This is a genomic window from Bradyrhizobium sp. USDA 4473 (assembly GCF_054063335.1).
The window spans coordinates 7296300-7311841 of the sequence record NZ_JBSSGE010000001.1; the positions used below are offsets into that span (position 1 = coordinate 7296300).

The window sequence follows — 15542 nt, forward strand, 5'->3', positions numbered from 1 at the left end:
CCCTCCGAATTCAGATAGTGGAGATCAGTAGCGCGGCGGCTCGGCCGGCACCGGCGGCGGCGGATCGGTCGAAATCGCGACCGCCATGCCGGACTGCAGCTTGATCTGACCGACGGCCACGACACGGTCCCCGGCCTTCAGCCCCTTGAGGATCTCGACTCGGCCTCCGACGCGGTTGCCCGTCTTCACGAAGGTGCGCTCGGCGGTCAGGGTGGTCTTGCCGTCCTCGCCTTTCTTCTCGGTGATCACGAACACGGAGTCGCCGTACAGCGTGTAGTCGACCGCGGTTTCCGGAATGGTCACGACCGGCGGCTTCTCAGGCAGCACGATCGTGGCGGTCGCGAACATGCCGGGCTTGAGGATGCTGTCCGGATTCTGGATCGTCGCCTGCACCCGGATGTTGCGGGTGTCGGTCGCGATCTGCGGCTCGATGGTCGTGATCTTGCCGTCGAAGGTGCGGCCCGGATAGGCGTCGACCGAGATCCGCACCGCCTGGCCGACCTTGATCTGCGAGCTCTGCTTCTCGGTCACGGTCAGGTTGGCGTACAGCACCGACAAATCGGTCAGCGACACGATCTGCGTGCCGGCGGTCAGATACTGGCCGACTTCGACCTGGCGAACGCCGAGATCACCTTCGAACGGCGCCCGCACCAGCTTCTGCGAGATCAGCGCTTCGGTCTTGGCAATGCCCGCCTTGGCCTGGTCGTAGGTCGCCTGCGCCGTGTCGACGGTCGACTGCGGCCCGAACTGGCGCGACGCAAGCTGCTTGGCGCGGTCGAGCTGCTGCTCGCCCACGATCGCCTGCGCCTTGAAGCTCGCGAGGTCGCCCTGCTCCGGCGCGTCGAACAGCTGCAGCAGCGGGGTGCCGGCCTTCACATGGCTGCCGGCGGTGAACAGGATCTCGGTGATGCGGCCCGGCACGTCGGTCGTGACGTTGACCTGGTGCACGGCGACGAGATCGCCGACGGCGGTCAGCAGATTCGGAATCACTTCCGTCTTCGCCTCGGCCGCCGTGACGTTCGACGGCGGCGGCTTATTGTTGGCGAAGAACTGCGCGATCATGTGGCTGCGGAAGGCGTTGAAGCCGACCAGCGCGCCGACCAGCAGCGCCAGCAGCAACCCCACGATGATGAACCAGCGCACCAGCTTGACCGGACGCTTGGCCTGCTTTTCCTTGATCGGTTGCCCCGAGATGTGGCTTTCGGTCTGAATATTCATGTCATGCACTTTCTGCAGTTACCGACGGTCCTGCGCTCGGCGACGGCTGGCGGCCCAAATGAGTTGAAATTGCGGCGTCGGTAAGTCCGATGCCGCGAAGAATGAATTGGCAAAGCTGCCGCTCGGCCGCGGCGGCATCGCCGTAGGGGAGACATGGTGTCGCAGGCAACTGCGTCAACGCGCCCATAAGCACGGTGTGATGCGCAAACCAGAACAGGTTGAGCGGCTCGTCGCCGATCCGCGTCGCCTCGCCGGCGGCGATCGCCCGATCCAGCGAGGCGGCGAAGGTCGGACCGATCAGCTTGCCGACCTTGTCATAGAGCAGGCGGGCAAACTCGCCGTCGTCGAGATGGCTCGTCACCATCAGGCGCATCCGCTGCGCCTCTTCCTGGTCCGGCGCATCGCGCAGCTGCATGAAGTGGCCGACCATGCCCTCCACCAGCTCGACCAGCGTCGCGGTCGAGGGCTCCTGGCCAAGCAGGTGTGCAAGATCGGGATCGGCCTCGCACTCCTCGGCAAGGATTTCGGCATAGAGCGCCGCCTTCGACGGGAAGTGCTTGAACAGCAGCCCCTCCGAAATGGCAGCCGCAGCCGCCACGCTCTTTGTCGTGGTGCCGGCAAAGCCATTGCGGGCGAAACACCGCTTTGCGGCGCTCAGGATCAACTGACGCCGCAAGTCACTCGTCATGCGTAAGGTAGACATTTGGGTCGTGAGTAATCACTCACTTTACCAAAAGTCAAGGTTCTATTGCACCGCGAAAGCTACTTTAAATTGGAGTGTGGCCGATTGACCCGCGGATGCGGTTGACGATGTAGGTGCCGTCACGGCTCGACAGCACGCGCTCCAGATTAGCCCCGTCGATCTTCGCGCTGGCGAACCGCGGCCCTGCCGTAACGTCTTGCAAAGACGAAGCAAAAGCCTCGACCTCCGCCATCGTGCTGATCGCCCGGCTATCCCCGATTCCGCAGGCTTTGGCAATACCGACGAGGTCGGCGGTTCCACCGGTGTGGCTGGCCTGGCCGCCGGTCTCGCCATAGGCCTCGTTGTCGAGCACAATGATCGAGAGGTTTTTGGGCTGCTGCAAGCCGACGGTGGCAAGGCTCCCCATCCCCATCAGCATCTCGCCGTCGCCGGTGATCACGACAACCGGCAGCGTCGGCTGGGCCAGCGCCAGGCCGAGCCCGATCATCACGGCGCCGCCCATGCCGCCCCAGAGATAGAAGTTGCGGTCGTGGTCGCCGGCGGCGGCGATGTCATAGGTCGAGGCGCCGAGGCCGCCGACGGCGAAAGCGCCCTTGCGATCCCGCAGCAGTTCGGAAACCACGGCGCGGCGGTCGAGGAGATTGGCTTTGCTCATCTGGTGAAGACCTTTGCCCCGATCAGGCGCTGCGACAGCAGGACGGCGGTCGGCGTGCAGGCGTTGTAGGCCTGGGCTGCGCCGGCCTCGACGACCTCGCGGACCTCAGTGGGATGCGAGGCGCGCAACACCTTGATCCCGGACAATTCGAGAATCCCCTGGGTGTTCGAGCCCATCGGCACCTGCCAGGGATTGAACTCGCCCCACTCGCCGCGCATCGTCACCAGCGTGAGGAACGGCAGGCGGAAGATCTGCACCAGCGACAGCATGTTGATGCAATTGCCGACGCCGCTCGACTGCATCAGCAGCACGCCGCGCTGGCCGCCGGCCCAGGCGCCTGCGAGCAGCGCCACGCCCTCCTCCTCGGTCGTCAGCGCGACACCGCGCATCGAGGTCGAACCCAGCACCCGCTCGATCAGCTCCGAATGACCTGCGTCCGGCACGTAGGGCACCTGGCGCACCTCGAAGCGCTGCAATATCGAAAAGATCTCCTCGGGCCAGGAGGCCGCAGTCTCGGCACGGGCATGCATCGGCGTTTCCGGTTCTCTCTTGTTTGGCCGCGACTGTAGAGGGGCGCGCGGGCTTCATCAAAGTGCAATACCGCATGTGGCTCTGCGATTTACAGGCATCGCGCGGCGCGCGGTGCGCTGTTCCGTCAGCCCGCAAATTGTGTTGCGCGGCCGCCGCCAGCGCCTTACGATAGTTGCAAATGAAACTAATCAGGGCTGGATATCCGCCATGGACGGGCACGCGCGAGAGCTGGCAGACGGCTTCGACCTGGAAAAGCTGACGCCTGAGTTCTACGCCAACCCCTACCCGACCTATCGCGCGCTGCGCGAGACCGCGCCGGTCAAACGCCTGCCGAACGGCTGCTATTTCCTCACCCGCTACGACGACCTGATCGCCGCCTACAAGAACACCAAGGCGTTCTCCTCCGATAAGAAAAAGGAGTTCCTGCCGAAATACGGCGACTCGCTGCTCTACGAGCACCACACCACCAGCCTCGTCTTCAACGATCCGCCGGCGCACACCCGCGTGCGGCGCTTGATCATGGGCGCATTGTCGCCGCGGGCGATCGCCGGCATGGAGCCGGATTTGATCGCGCTGGTCGACAGCCTGCTCGACCGGATCGCCACGAAAGATCATTTCGAGCTCATCGAGGATTTCGCCTCGGCAATTCCGGTCGAGGTGATCGGCAATCTGCTCGACGTGCCGCACGACGAACGCGAGCCGCTGCGCGACTGGTCGCTGGCGATTTTGGGCGCGCTGGAGCCGGTGATCGGCAGGCAGGCGTTCGACCGCGGCAACAACGCGGTGAAGGATTTTCTCGCCTATCTCGAAACCCTCGTCGAACGCCGCCGCACCAAACCAGGCAATCCCGAACGCGATGTGCTGACGCGATTGATTCAGGGCGAAGACAATGGCGAGCGGCTGACCGCGAAGGAATTGCTGCACAATTGCATCTTCCTGCTCAACGCCGGCCACGAGACCACGACCAACCTGATCGGCAATGGGCTGGTGACGCTCACCCACAATCCGGATCAGAAGCAGCGGCTGATCGCGCAGCCGGAGCTGATCAAGACCGCAGTCGAGGAGATGCTGCGCTACGAGAGCTCGAACCAGCTCGGCAACCGGATGATCGTGGAGGAGACCGAGCTCGGCGGCATCAAGCTGCCGGCCGGCACGCTGGTCACGCTGTGCATCGGCGCCGCCAACCGCGACCCCGCGCAATTTCCCGAGCCCGAGCGCTTCGACGTCGCACGCACGCCGAACCGTCACCTCGCCTTCGGCACCGGCGCGCATCAATGCGCAGGGATGGCACTGGCGCGCCTCGAGGGCGCCATCGCGATCTCGCGTTTCCTGGCGCGCTTTCCGAATTACGCGCTTGATGGCGAGCCGTTGCGCGGCGGGCGGGTGCGCTTCCGCGGCTTCCTCAGCGTGCCATGCAGCATCAACGCATAGATTCTCCCCTGCGAATTTGGCTGGCGGCAACACTTCCCTGTGGAAGAACTGATAGCCAAATCAACTGCAGGCACGGATTGATGTAATCTCTCGTGCGCTGCAGCGGGAGTGACGCATGATGAATGCATCGGTCACTGATTTCCTCGCAACCGAAGCGCAGTTCGGCACCTACAATTACGAGCCGATCGGGGTGGTGCTATCCCGAGGCGAAGGCGTCTGGGTCTGGGATACCGACGGCAACCGGTATCTCGACTGTCTCTCCGCCTATTCGGCGGTCAGTCAGGGCCATTGTCATCCGAAGATCCTGGCAGCCATGATCGAGCAGGCGCGCCGGCTGACGCTGACGTCGCGTGCCTTCCACAACGACCAGCTCGCTCCCTTCTACCGCGAGCTCGCGGAGCTGACCGGCTCGCACAAGGTGCTGCCGATGAACAGCGGCGCCGAAGCGGTGGAGAGCGCAATCAAGTCGGTGCGCAAATGGGCCTATGAGGTCAAGGGCGTGCCGGATGGACAGGCCGAGATCATCGTCTGCGCCAATAATTTTCACGGTCGCACGCTCGGCATCGTCGGCTTCTCGACCGATCCGGGGTCGCGCGACCATTTCGGCCCGTTCGCGCCGGGCTTCAAGATCATCCCGTTCGGCGATGCCGCGGCGCTCGAGCAGGCGATCACGCCGAACACCGCGGCCTTCCTGGTCGAACCGGTGCAGGGCGAAGCCGGCGTCATCCTTCCCCCGCCGGGCTATTTCGCGCGCGTGCGCGAGCTGTGCACCGCGCGCAATGTGATGCTCGTGCTGGACGAGATCCAGACCGGGCTCGGCCGCACCGGCAAGCTGCTCGCCGAGCAGCACGAGGGCATCGAGGCCGATGTGACGCTGCTCGGCAAGGCGCTATCGGGCGGCTTCTATCCGGTGTCGGCGGTGCTCTCGAACAACGCGGTGCTCGGCACGCTGCGGCCGGGCCAGCACGGCTCGACCTTCGGCGGCAATCCGCTGGCCTGCGCGGTGGCACGCGCCGCGCTGCGGGTGCTGGTCGAGGAAGGGATGATCGAGAACGCGGCGCAACAGGGTGCGCGCTTTCTCGCCGGACTGCAGGACATCCGCGCTAACGTCATCCGTGAGGTGCGCGGGCGCGGCTTGATGCTGGCGATCGAACTGCACCCGGAAGCCGGCGGCGCCCGCCGCTACTGCCTCGCGCTGCAGGCGCGCGGCATCCTCGCCAAGGACACCCACGAGCACACCATCCGCATCGCCCCGCCGCTGGTGATCACCGCCGATCAGGTCGACTGGACGACGGAGCGGATCGCGGCCGCTTTGACGCAGGATGTCTCCTGACGGTGCCCTGCGTCGCAAGACCGCACCGCCGGCGATGGCCAACTCGAACGATTTCGACATCTGTGCGTTGAAGCGCTGCGGGCAGGGATGGATGGAGAGCCACGCTCATGCCTCCCCACGGTATCTGCTTTGCCATGCTCCTGGTTGGTGCCGCGACGCTGGCGGCGAGCGACGCGGCCGCCCAACCACACGATCCACACGCAAGAGGTGGAGCCTCAGCAGCGGCGGCACGTCCGGCCGCGCCGCCGGCGATGACGCGGCCTGCCGCGCCGATGGTCCACGCCGCCCCGCCCGCGATGGCGAGACCGCCTGCAATGGCTCGGCCACCAGCGATGGCTCGACCGGCCGCACCTGCCTTCCATGCCGCGCAGCGACCGGCGATGGCGGCGCGCCCGGCACCGCATTTCGCCGCTCCGTCGGTACGCCAGGCTCCTCATATCGCCGCGCCGCACGTCGCAACGCACCGACCCGAATTTCGTCGCAGCGCCCCGTCGCCGCGCCCTGCTCCCCGCACGGCCGCGCCATCACGCCCGAGCCTGCCGGCGCGCGTGAGCGAGCGGCCCTCGCCGGCCGAGCGAATTCAACAGCGTGTGCAGCAGCGGCAGCAGCTCACCCAGCAGCGCCAGCAGGCCGCGCAGCAGCGGCAGCGTGACACGCTTTCGCGCCAGACCGCGGAGCAGCAAATCCGGATCGATCGCCTGCAGCAGCGTGTGCAGCAATTGCAATCGGAAAAGGTTCAAGGCGCCCGTGCGCAACGCGTCCACGACCGCGCCCTGGAGGCGCAGAACCGCCTGCTGCAGCGCGAGCAACGCGCACAGCAAGCCGACCTTGCCCGGCAGCAGCGATTGGCACCGGCAGCGACAGTTGGGGTCGCCGCCGCAACCAGCGCCGCGACGCAGGCGGCCCAGCGCGAGCGATTTGCCGCACGCTTCCGCGAACAGGCAGCCGCACAAGGCCAGGCGGCGCTTGCGGCGCGCCAAGGCGGCTGGGCGCCGCGGAATGCCTGGCGGCGCGGCCACCGCGCGGCATTCGTGGCGTGGCTTGGCCCGGTGTTCCTGCCTTACGCCTATTCGGACATCTTCGACTACACGTTCTGGTCCTACGCCTACGACCCCGGCTATTGGGCCTACGCCTATGACGACCTCGTCGACACCGTGTTCTGGGACACCAACAGTCCCTACTCCGCCTATGCCAGCATCGAGCCGGGCGATTATCCGTCGACCGCAGGCCGCGCTCGGTCCCGTCAACGCGCCGATACGAGCCCGCAGGCGATCAAGCAGCTGTGCGGTGAACCCGACAAGGGCGTCACCGCCTGGCCGCTTGCCGACATCGCCCGGGCGGTGCGGCCGGACCAGCAGCAGCGCGTCTTGCTGGACGATCTGAAGGCTGCCGCGGCGCAGGCCGCCAATGTCTTCAAGGACTCCTGCACCGACAGCTATGCGCTGACGCCGGCCGGCCGCCTGCGGTCGATGCTGAACCGCATCGGTGCGACGCTCGAGGCGATCAAGATCGTGCGGCCCGCGCTGGAGAATTTCTACGGCTCACTCAGCGACGAGCAACAGGCCCGCTTCAATGCGCTCGGTCCACATGTCGGCGAACGTTCGCCGCAACAGCAGGAAACGACCGCGCAATCCGGGAATTGCGGCGATTCGAAATCCGACCTCGCCCAATTGCCGATCAACCGGATCGAGGCCTCGCTTCATCCGGCCGGCAAGCAGAAGGAAGCGCTCGGCCGCTTGAGCGATGCGACCACAAGAGCCATTGCGGATCTGCAGGCGGCCTGCCCGAACGACGTGCCGCTGACGCCGGTCGGCCGGCTCGAGGCAATGCAGCACCGGCTCGAGGCCATGCAGCGAGCCGCGCAGCTGATCGAGCCTGCACTGGACCAGTTCTATGCCACGCTGAGCAGCGAGCAGAAGGCACGCTTCAACACGCTGCAGCAGGTCGCGAGCCCCTAGAGGCTTTTCCGTTCGGATGGAATCGGAACGGGGCATTAGATTCTTGTTTTGGCGCGTTTTCTTGACGCGAACCGGTATCCATTTCGCTCGAAAACGCTCTGAGGCCGCCGGCCCTGCGATCTTCGCTGCCCGGTGCGGGCGACGCCGGCCCCCCGCCTTGCCTTTGCGGCCGCCGCACAGCAATGTCCGGCACCGGCATCCTGATGCCATGCCGAGTGACGGGGCAGGACATGAAACGCAGTTGGACGAGCATCAGTGAGCTGCGCGATCGCTGGGGCGATTCGCTGCTGACCGTGCTCACTGTCCTGATCCTTGTCATGATGTTCGTGGTGGCACCTCTGCAGGCGCTCGGCCTATTCGAGTTTCAGATCTTCGAGCTGCTGCTCGCCCTCTTCCTGGTCGGCGGCGTATTCGTGATGTCGGGCAGCGCACTTGCCGTCGTCACCATGCTGATCGCGCTCGCGATGATCGTGACCGGCGCGATCCTGCGCCTGCGCTCGCCCTCGATCCTCGACCTCAATCTGTTCGCCGGCTCCTGGCTGTTGGTCGGCATCACGATGGCGGTGACGGTCGCGCGCGCCACCTTCGCCCCGGGGCGCGTCAATTATCACCGGGTGATCGGCGCGATCCTGCTCTATCTGACGGTCGCGGTGATCTTCTCGGCGCTCTACACCTTCATCGGCACGCTGGTGCCGGATGCGTTCGCCGGCATGAAGGTCGAGGACCGCCCGACGCTCGCGAGCCAGCTGATCTATTTCTCCTTTGCCACGCTGACGACGACAGGCTATGGCGACGTCGCGCCGCTGCATCCGATTGCACGCAGCCTGTGCAACGTCGAGGCGATCTTCGGCCAGCTCTACCCCGCCACGCTGCTGGCGCGGCTGGTCACGCTCGAGATCGCGCACCAGGATCAGGACTCGTGAGCGCGATGCGGGTTAACCGGGCGGCTATCTGAACCGCAGGTTTGCGCGCGAGAGCTGACTGATCGAGGAACACCCCATCAGCCGCATGTCCCGCACCAGCTCCGCCTGCAGCAGACCGAGCGCCCGCTCGACTCCGGCCTGGCCGGCTGATGCCAGCGGATAGAGATAGGCGCGCCCGAGGCCGACGGCCTTGGCGCCAAGCGACAGCGCCTTCAGCACATGGCTGCCGCGCTTGATGCCGCCGTCCATCATCACGTCGATCCGGTCGCCCACGGCATCGACGATCTCGGCCAGCTGATCGAACGCCGCCCGCGAGCCGTCGAGCTGCCGGCCGCCATGGTTGGAGAGGATGATGCCGCTGCAGCCGATCGCGACGGCGCGCTTGGCATCCTCGACCGACATGATGCCCTTCAGGCAGAACTGGCCTTTCCACTCCCGCACCATTTTGGCGACGTCGTCCCATGTCATGCCGGGATCGAGCATTTCGGTGAAGTACCGTCCGATCGACATGGCGCCGCCGCTCATGTCGACATGGTCGTCGAGCTGCGGCAGCTTGAAGCTTTCATGGGTGACGTAGTTGATGGCCCAAGCCGGCTTGACGGCGAATTGCAGCATGCCGCCGAGCGTCAGGCGGAACGGAATCGAGAACCCGGTGCGCAGGTCGCGCTCGCGGTTGCCGCCGGTGATGCTGTCGACCGTCAACATCATCACGTTGACGCCGGCCTGCTTGGCGCGCTGCATCATCGCGGTGTTCAGGCCGCGATCGCGGTGGAAATAGAACTGATAGACCTGCGGCGTCGCATAGGCCTTGCGCAATTCCTCGAGGCTCACGGTACCGAGGGACGACACGCCGAACATCGTGCCGAATTTCGACGCTGCTGCGGCGACGGCCCGTTCGCCATCATGATGAAACAGACGCTGCAGCGCGGTCGGCGAGCAATAGAACGGCGTCGCCAGCTTCTGTCCCATCACGGTGACCGAGAGATCGACGTTCTCCACGCCGCGCAGGACGTTGGGCACCAGGTCGCACCGCTCGAAGCTCGCGGTGTTCTGCCGAAGCGTGGCCTCGTCATCCGCGGCGCCGTCGATATAATTGAAGATCGGTCCCGGGAGCCGCCGCCGCGCCAGCTCGCGGAAATCATGGAAGTTGTGGCAATGGCTCAAGCGCATGTCGTGCTCCGAAGGTCCGGACCGCGGCGTTCAACGGCTCTCTGTGCCGTTCACGCCACGGCATCCGGCATAGCGGGCACGCTTCGCCTTGTCCACCGCACCGGCCGCTGGGTCAAACCACCGAGCGGTGCCGCTCGATGCACGTCGTCAAGACCGCATCCATCGGCTTCGTCCACCAGTCGTTCGAGAAGATCTCGATCTCCGAATAGCCGGCAAAGCCTTGCGCTTCGACCGCTGCGCGCACCGACTTGATGTCGATGACGCCGTCACCCATCATGCCGCGGTCGTTGAGGATGTCCCTGGTCGGCACCAGCCAGTCGCAGACATGGAACGCCAGCAGGCGATCCTTGCCGGCGCGGGCGATCTGGCTCGTCAGCTCGGGATCCCACCAGATGTGATAGACGTCGAGCGCGACCCCGATCGCGCCGGTACGGCCGGGATCGAGCGCGTCGCAGATGTCGAGCGCGTGCTTCGTGGTGTTCACGCAGGCGCGATCGGCGGCATAGGCCGGATGCAACGGCTCGATCGCGAGCGGCAGTTTTGCCTGCTTGGCATAATCCAGCATCTCGGCGACGCCGTCATGCACCTGGTTGCGCGCTGCCGCGATGTCCTTCGAGGCCGCGCTGCCCGGCCGCGAATATTGCGGCAAGCCGCCGACCACCAGCACGATGCAGGAGGCGCCGAGCGCCGCCGCCTCGTCCACCGCGCGGCGGTTGTCGTCGCGTACCTCGCTGCGGTGCGCTCCATCCGCCGTGAACATGCCGCCGCGGCAATAGCCCGACAGATCGAGCCTGGCATCCCGGACCGCGCGCACGGCACGATCGAGGCCAATGGCTGCGACCTGGTCGCGCCAGGGATCGATGGCGCGGATGCCATGGCGAGCGCAGGCGTCGATGATGGCGATGAGATCGCCCTGTTTGCGGACGGTCGCCGTGTTCAGCGACAGCCAGCGGTGGTCGTGGGAAAAGTCACGCATCAGGCGTCGATGCCGCGTGTGGTCAGGATGGCCTGCATCCGGTGGGTCGCGGCTTCCGGATTGGCCAACAGTCCCGCCTGGTCGGCGAGCCGGAACAGTTCGGCGAGATGCAACGTCGAGCGCGCGCTCTCCTGTCCGCCGACCATCGTGAAGTGATTCTGGTGGCCGTTGAGATAGGCCATGAACACGATGCCGGTCTTGTAGAAGCGCGTCGGCGCCTTGAAGATGTGGCGCGACAGCGGCACCGTCGGGCCCAGCACATCATGGAAGCCGGCCGCATCGCCCGCGGCCAGCCGCGACAGTGCGTAGGACGCGGCCGGCGCGATCGCATCGAAGATGCCGAGCAGTGCATGGGAGAAGCCCTTGTCGTCGCCGGCGATCAGTTCGGCATAGTTGAAGTCGTCACCGGTATACATCTTGACGCGGGGATCGAGCCGCCGCCGCATGTCGATCTCGCGCTGCTTGTCGAGCAGCGAGACCTTGACGCCGTCAACCTTGGCCGCATTGGCGTTGATGATCGCAACTGCCGTGTCCATCGCCTTGTCGAGAGCGGCCGTGCCCCAATATCCGGCCAGCGCCGGATCGAACATGTCGCCGAGCCAGTGGATGATCACGGGCTCGCGGACCTGCGACAGCACGCGGTCGTAGACCCCAGCGTAGTCCTCCGCGCTTTTGCCGAGCTTGGCCAGCGCGCGCGACGCCATCAGGATGATCCGCCCGCCGGCCTTCTCCACGGCCGCGATCTGCTCCTCATAGGCCCGGATCACGTCGTCGATCGACCTGGCATCTTCCACAGCGAGGTGGTCGGTGCCGGCGCCCGAGAACACCAGAGCGTTGCCCCTGGCCTTTGCGGCCTTGACCGAGCGCCGGATCAGCTCCAGCGAGGTCGCCCAGTCCAGCCCCATGCCGCGCTGTGCGGTGTCCATCGCTTCGGCGACGCCGAGGCCGAGGTCCCAGACATGCTCGCGGAATGCGATCGTCTTGTCCCAATCGATCGCGGCCGTCAGCCACGGATCGACGTCGGCGCGGGGATCGGCGACCACATGGGCGGCCGAGAATGCCACACGATTGAGTGTGCCCTCGAGCTTCGCCGGAAAGGTTCGCGATGCCGCCAAGCGATAGGTCTCAAGGCCACCATCGGCGGTCGGCAGATTCAACGACAGCGACGAGATCGGCAGGACTGGCTTGTTCATGACAAAGGTCCTCTCTCAGACCACGATCGGGGCGACGTCGATCCAGCGCCGCTCCTTCCAGCTCTTCAGCGCGCATTCGGCGAGCTGCACGCCCTTGGCGCCTTCGAGCAGGGTGTATTTGTAGGGCGCATCCTCGCAGACGTGGCGGATGAACATCTCCCACTGCTCCTTGAAGCCGTTATCGTAGACCACGTTCTCGGGCAGCTTCTGCCAGTCGGCATAGAAATCATGCATGCGCTTCTCGTCCGGATTCCACACCGGCCGCGGCGTCGCCTGGCGCGCCTGGATCACGCAGTCGGTCAGGCCCGCCACCGCCGAACCATGGGTGCCGTCGACCTGGAAGGTGACGAGATCGTCGCGATAGACCCGCGTCACCCAGCTCATGTTGATATGCGCGATCACGCCGCCCTTCAGCTTGAAGGTGGCGTAGGCGGAATCGTCGGCGGTCGCCTCGTACTTCCTGCCCTTCTCGTCGTAGCGCTCGGGGATATCGGTTGTTCCGATGCAGACCACGCTCTCGACCTCGCCGAACAGATTGTCGAGCACGTAGCGCCAGTGGCAGACCATATCGAGGATAATGCCGCCGCCGTCCTCGGCGCGGTAGTTCCAGGACGGCCGTTGCGCCTCCTGCCAGCCGCCCTCGAACACCCAGTAGCCGAACTCGCCGCGCACCGAGAGCATGCGGCCGAAGAAGCCGGAGTCGCGCAGGAAGGCGAGCTTCTTGAGGCCGGGCAGGAATAGCTTGTCCTGCACCGTGCCGTGCTTGAGCCCTTTTGCGTTGGCGAGCTTCACGACCGCAACGGCTTCCTCGAGATTGGTCGCGATCGGTTTCTCGCAATAGATGTGCTTACCGGCGTCGATCGCCTTGGTCAGCAGCGAAGGCCGCGCCTGCGTGGTGGCGGCGTCGAAGAACACGGTGTCATCCTTGTCGGTCAGCGCACGGTCGAGATCGGTGGTGTGCCGCTCGATGTTGTAGCGTTTTGCCAATGCGCCGACCTTCTCGGCGTCGCGGCCGACCAGGATCGGATCGGGCATGATGCGGTCGCCGTTCGCAAGCAGCACGCCGCCCTGCTCGCGGATCGCGACGATCGAGCGGATCAGATGCTGGTTGAGCCCCATCCGGCCGGTGACGCCGTTCATGATCAGGCCGAGGCGTTTGGTCGTCATACTGTCTGCTCCTGGGAAACGCGTGATGTTGGCCGCTGCAGCGGCTGCATGGTGGACCAGTCCGGATGGACCGAGCTGGCAAAGCCCCGGGCGGCGGCGATCGATCCGGTCAGGAGATCGCCGCCGTGGATCGCGAGGCGGACCTTGCCGCCGGTGCTCGCGTAGAGATCTGGATGCGCGGTAAGGAAGGCATCGGCCTCATCAGCCGGGGTGTCGGCAAAGCCATCGACGTAATGGTGTCCATTGCGCTCGGCATGGGCGACGCCGATCAGCGCGTCGAGCGCGAGATCCTGCTGCACCGCGAGCCCGGCCTGGCAGGTCAGATCCTCGCCGCTGATGAAATACCGGCCGCCATCCGCGCTCCACGCCGCCGCGCGCGCCGCATTGATGATCGACTTGTAGATGCCCTTGCACGATTTCGAGGAGATGCCGCGATAACCGAGCGCCCGCGCCTGCGGGAATGCATCATAGGAATCATCGGCCTCGTCGATGATGAAGCTGCGCGCCGCCAGCGTCCTGAGCAGCGAGGCCTTCGTGATATCGCGCGGCATCGGCTGCTCGATATAGAGCAGGTTCGCCGCGATCGGCCGCAGCGCGGCGTCATGGTCGAGCCGCTCGACCAGCGCATTCAGGGCGGCAAGGTCGGCATATTGCTCGTTGGCATCGAGCGTGACCTTGACGGCGTAAGGCAGCTTTGCGAGTTCACTGCCGATCCGCGCCAGCCGCGCCGCATCATGCGCCGGATCGCCGTTCAGCTTGAGCTTGAAGTAGCGTGCGCCGGCATTCTCGTTGGGGTCTGCGACACCGCCCTCACCCTCAACCTCGTCGTCCATCCCGACCGTGTGCCTGACGGCGACACGGTCGAGCCGCTTGCGCGTCGACAGGAACCGCGCGATCGCCGCATCATCGAGATCCGGCGTCAGCCGCGCGTCGATGCCGGCAATATTGCCGGCCATGCCGTCGAAGAAGTTCACCCCGACCGCGCGCAGCAGCGCATCCAGGATCGCCTTGTCGATCTCGGCCGGGCCGAAGCCGGCCGCGAGCGGCGGAATGTCTTTCGCGGCACAGGTCGCGACCTGCCGGCCGATACCCGCGGCGTGCAGGCCGAACGCGGTGTCGAAGCCTTTGCTTGTCAGATAGAGCTCGCGCGCGATCGCGAGCGAGCAGCGGAGCTCGTCGACCGTCTGCTCGGCCGTCAGATGCGGCCGCTTGTCGAACCATTTCGGTGCCAGCATCTCGGCGCTGGCACCGGTCGCGCGGCCCTTGCCTTCCACCTCGATCTCGACCCGCACGAACAGCTGCGTCGACGCGGTGATCGTCACCGCGCCGAAGCGGAACGGCCGGGCGAACAGCAGCGGTCGTTCGAAGAAGGCGATATCGTTGACTTTGAGGCGAAGCGGCATGGAAGGCTCGGCGTTAGTCCAGCGACCCCTGCGTGAAGAAATGCTTGCGGATCCGCTGCACCAGCTCGGTGAAGACCGGATCGGACATCGTCTCGAGCGAGCGCGGCCGCGGCATCGGCACGTCGTAGATCGCCGCGATTGCACCGGGCCGCTCGGTCATCACGAGCACGCGGTCGGCGAGGAACACGGCCTCCGGGATCGAATGCGTGATCAGCAGCACTGTCTTGCCGGTCTCGCGCTGGATCCGCATCAGCTCGACATTCATGCGCTCGCGCGTCATGGCATCGAGCGCGCCGAACGGCTCGTCCATCAGCATGATCTTGGGATCGTGCACCAGCGCGCGGCAGATCGAGGCGCGCTGCTGCATGCCGCCGGAGAGCTGCCAGGGCAGCTTCTTCTCGAAGCCTTCGAGCCCGACCAGCTTCAACAGCGCCTTGGCGCGGTCGAGATATTTGTCGCGGGCGAGCCGCTTCATGTCGATCGGCAACATCACGTTGGAGAGGATGTTGCGCCACGGCAGCAGCAGCGCGTTCTGGAACACGATGCCGACATTGCCGTGCGGCTTCGTTACCGGCTCGCCGTCGACCAGAACTTCGCCTGTCGTCGGCGGCAGCAGGCCCGAGATCATCTTGAGCAGCGTGGACTTGCCGCAGCCGGAAGGCCCGACCACGACAAAGAACTCACCGTCATTGATGGTGAAGTCGAGCGGCCGCAGCGACGGCACGTCGCCGTCGCGCGACCGGTAGGTCTTCGAGACGCCCGAGAGCTTGATGCCCGGCGCCGCGCCGGCTGCGCGGTCCGACACCAGGCGCAGATGCGCGGCGGGTTGGTCAGCGTGAGTTGGCTTCGTCGCAGGATTCATCGCAGCTTTCTCCACCCGC

Annotated in this window: 15 protein-coding genes; 4 read left to right on the forward strand and 11 right to left on the reverse strand. The window is 65.7% G+C overall.

All coding sequences use genetic code 11. From position 1 onward, the window contains the following. Positions 1 to 24: 24 nt before the first annotated feature. The 4 genes from ACVW17_RS34270 to ACVW17_RS34285 all read right to left on the reverse strand — a co-directional run bounded on the left by ACVW17_RS34270 (position 25) and on the right by ACVW17_RS34285 (position 3106). Positions 25 to 1218 (reverse strand): efflux RND transporter periplasmic adaptor subunit, encoded by a 1194-nt coding sequence (locus tag ACVW17_RS34270; RefSeq protein ID WP_456755997.1) that lies wholly within the window; start codon positions 1216 to 1218, stop codon positions 25 to 27. Position 1219: 1 nt separating this feature from the next. Next, positions 1220 to 1921 carry a TetR/AcrR family transcriptional regulator gene (locus tag ACVW17_RS34275; protein WP_456755998.1) on the reverse strand — a complete coding sequence of 234 codons (702 nt, stop codon included), beginning with the start codon at positions 1919 to 1921 and terminating at the stop codon, positions 1220 to 1222. Positions 1922 to 1985: 64 nt separating this feature from the next. Further along, the gene (locus ACVW17_RS34280; RefSeq protein WP_456798444.1) at positions 1986 to 2576 is read right to left on the reverse strand and encodes a thiamine pyrophosphate-dependent enzyme; all 591 of its coding nucleotides are present in this window, start codon (positions 2574 to 2576) and stop codon (positions 1986 to 1988) included. Beyond that, positions 2573 to 3106, reverse strand: coding sequence for a phosphonopyruvate decarboxylase (locus tag ACVW17_RS34285; protein WP_456798445.1), 534 nt, complete (start codon positions 3104 to 3106; stop codon positions 2573 to 2575). Before ACVW17_RS34285 ends, ACVW17_RS34280 begins: the two co-directional genes overlap by 4 nt. Before the next feature lie 208 nt (positions 3107 to 3314). Here ACVW17_RS34285 and ACVW17_RS34290 point away from each other — a divergent pair, with 208 nt between their 5' ends. Both ACVW17_RS34290 and rocD read left to right on the forward strand, forming a co-directional pair. Then, positions 3315 to 4538: a cytochrome P450 gene (locus ACVW17_RS34290; RefSeq protein WP_456798446.1), complete on the forward strand. Its 1224-nt coding sequence runs from the start codon at positions 3315 to 3317 to the stop codon at positions 4536 to 4538. 118 nt (positions 4539 to 4656) lie between these two features. Beyond that, complete coding sequence (gene rocD, locus ACVW17_RS34295; RefSeq protein WP_456799004.1) at positions 4657 to 5871, forward strand: ornithine--oxo-acid transaminase; 1215 nt, start codon at positions 4657 to 4659, stop codon at positions 5869 to 5871. A 524-nt stretch (positions 5872 to 6395) separates the two neighbouring features. Here rocD and ACVW17_RS34300 read toward each other — a convergent pair. After that, positions 6396 to 6851, reverse strand: coding sequence for a hypothetical protein (locus ACVW17_RS34300; RefSeq protein ID WP_456798447.1), 456 nt, complete (start codon positions 6849 to 6851; stop codon positions 6396 to 6398). A gap of 51 nt (positions 6852 to 6902) precedes the next feature. Here ACVW17_RS34300 and ACVW17_RS34305 point away from each other — a divergent pair, with 51 nt between their 5' ends. Further along, positions 6903 to 7829, forward strand: a complete 927-nt coding sequence (locus tag ACVW17_RS34305) for a Spy/CpxP family protein refolding chaperone (RefSeq protein WP_456798448.1) — start codon at positions 6903 to 6905, stop codon at positions 7827 to 7829. Positions 7830 to 8059: 230 nt separating this feature from the next. Further along, positions 8060 to 8752 carry an ion channel gene (locus ACVW17_RS34310; protein WP_456756004.1) on the forward strand — a complete coding sequence of 231 codons (693 nt, stop codon included), beginning with the start codon at positions 8060 to 8062 and terminating at the stop codon, positions 8750 to 8752. Between the two features lie 24 nt (positions 8753 to 8776). Here ACVW17_RS34310 and ACVW17_RS34315 read toward each other — a convergent pair whose 3' ends face one another. The 6 genes from ACVW17_RS34315 to ACVW17_RS34340 form a co-directional block, all read right to left on the reverse strand. Next, positions 8777 to 9922 carry an alpha-hydroxy acid oxidase gene (locus tag ACVW17_RS34315; protein ID WP_456798449.1) on the reverse strand — a complete coding sequence of 382 codons (1146 nt, stop codon included), beginning with the start codon at positions 9920 to 9922 and terminating at the stop codon, positions 8777 to 8779. A 112-nt stretch (positions 9923 to 10034) separates the two neighbouring features. Further along, on the reverse strand, positions 10035 to 10898 hold the full coding sequence (locus ACVW17_RS34320) for a sugar phosphate isomerase/epimerase family protein (RefSeq protein WP_456798450.1): 864 nt from the start codon (positions 10896 to 10898) through the stop codon (positions 10035 to 10037). Further along, complete coding sequence (locus ACVW17_RS34325) at positions 10898 to 12091, reverse strand: dihydrodipicolinate synthase family protein (RefSeq protein WP_456798451.1); 1194 nt, start codon at positions 12089 to 12091, stop codon at positions 10898 to 10900. Before ACVW17_RS34325 ends, ACVW17_RS34320 begins: the two co-directional genes overlap by 1 nt. Before the next feature lie 15 nt (positions 12092 to 12106). Beyond that, complete coding sequence (locus ACVW17_RS34330; protein ID WP_456798452.1) at positions 12107 to 13258, reverse strand: Gfo/Idh/MocA family protein; 1152 nt, start codon at positions 13256 to 13258, stop codon at positions 12107 to 12109. Further along, a complete protein-coding gene (locus ACVW17_RS34335; protein WP_456798453.1) occupies positions 13255 to 14661 on the reverse strand; it encodes a hypothetical protein in 1407 nt (468 codons plus the stop codon). Before ACVW17_RS34335 ends, ACVW17_RS34330 begins: the two co-directional genes overlap by 4 nt. Positions 14662 to 14674: 13 nt before the next feature. Beyond that, a complete protein-coding gene (locus tag ACVW17_RS34340) occupies positions 14675 to 15523 on the reverse strand; it encodes an ABC transporter ATP-binding protein (RefSeq protein WP_456798454.1) in 849 nt (282 codons plus the stop codon). Between the last annotated feature and the right edge of the window lie 19 nt (positions 15524 to 15542).

Excerpts from the sequence above, each read along its gene's own strand:
- ACVW17_RS34270 (WP_456755997.1), bottom strand. The coding sequence starts at position 1,218 with ATGAATATTCAGACCGAAAGCCACATCTCGGGGCAACCGATCAAGGAA.
- ACVW17_RS34275 (WP_456755998.1), bottom strand. The coding sequence starts at position 1,921 with ATGTCTACCTTACGCATGACGAGTGACTTGCGGCGTCAGTTGATCCTG.
- ACVW17_RS34280 (WP_456798444.1), bottom strand. The coding sequence starts at position 2,576 with ATGAGCAAAGCCAATCTCCTCGACCGCCGCGCCGTGGTTTCCGAACTG.
- ACVW17_RS34285 (WP_456798445.1), bottom strand. The coding sequence starts at position 3,106 with ATGCATGCCCGTGCCGAGACTGCGGCCTCCTGGCCCGAGGAGATCTTT.
- ACVW17_RS34290 (WP_456798446.1), top strand. The coding sequence starts at position 3,315 with ATGGACGGGCACGCGCGAGAGCTGGCAGACGGCTTCGACCTGGAAAAG.
- rocD (WP_456799004.1), top strand. The coding sequence starts at position 4,657 with ATGAATGCATCGGTCACTGATTTCCTCGCAACCGAAGCGCAGTTCGGC.
- ACVW17_RS34310 (WP_456756004.1), top strand. The coding sequence starts at position 8,060 with ATGAAACGCAGTTGGACGAGCATCAGTGAGCTGCGCGATCGCTGGGGC.
- ACVW17_RS34315 (WP_456798449.1), bottom strand. The coding sequence starts at position 9,922 with ATGCGCTTGAGCCATTGCCACAACTTCCATGATTTCCGCGAGCTGGCG.
- ACVW17_RS34320 (WP_456798450.1), bottom strand. The coding sequence starts at position 10,898 with ATGCGTGACTTTTCCCACGACCACCGCTGGCTGTCGCTGAACACGGCG.
- ACVW17_RS34325 (WP_456798451.1), bottom strand. The coding sequence starts at position 12,091 with ATGAACAAGCCAGTCCTGCCGATCTCGTCGCTGTCGTTGAATCTGCCG.
- ACVW17_RS34330 (WP_456798452.1), bottom strand. The coding sequence starts at position 13,258 with ATGACGACCAAACGCCTCGGCCTGATCATGAACGGCGTCACCGGCCGG.
- ACVW17_RS34335 (WP_456798453.1), bottom strand. The coding sequence starts at position 14,661 with ATGCCGCTTCGCCTCAAAGTCAACGATATCGCCTTCTTCGAACGACCG.
- ACVW17_RS34340 (WP_456798454.1), bottom strand. The coding sequence starts at position 15,523 with ATGAATCCTGCGACGAAGCCAACTCACGCTGACCAACCCGCCGCGCAT.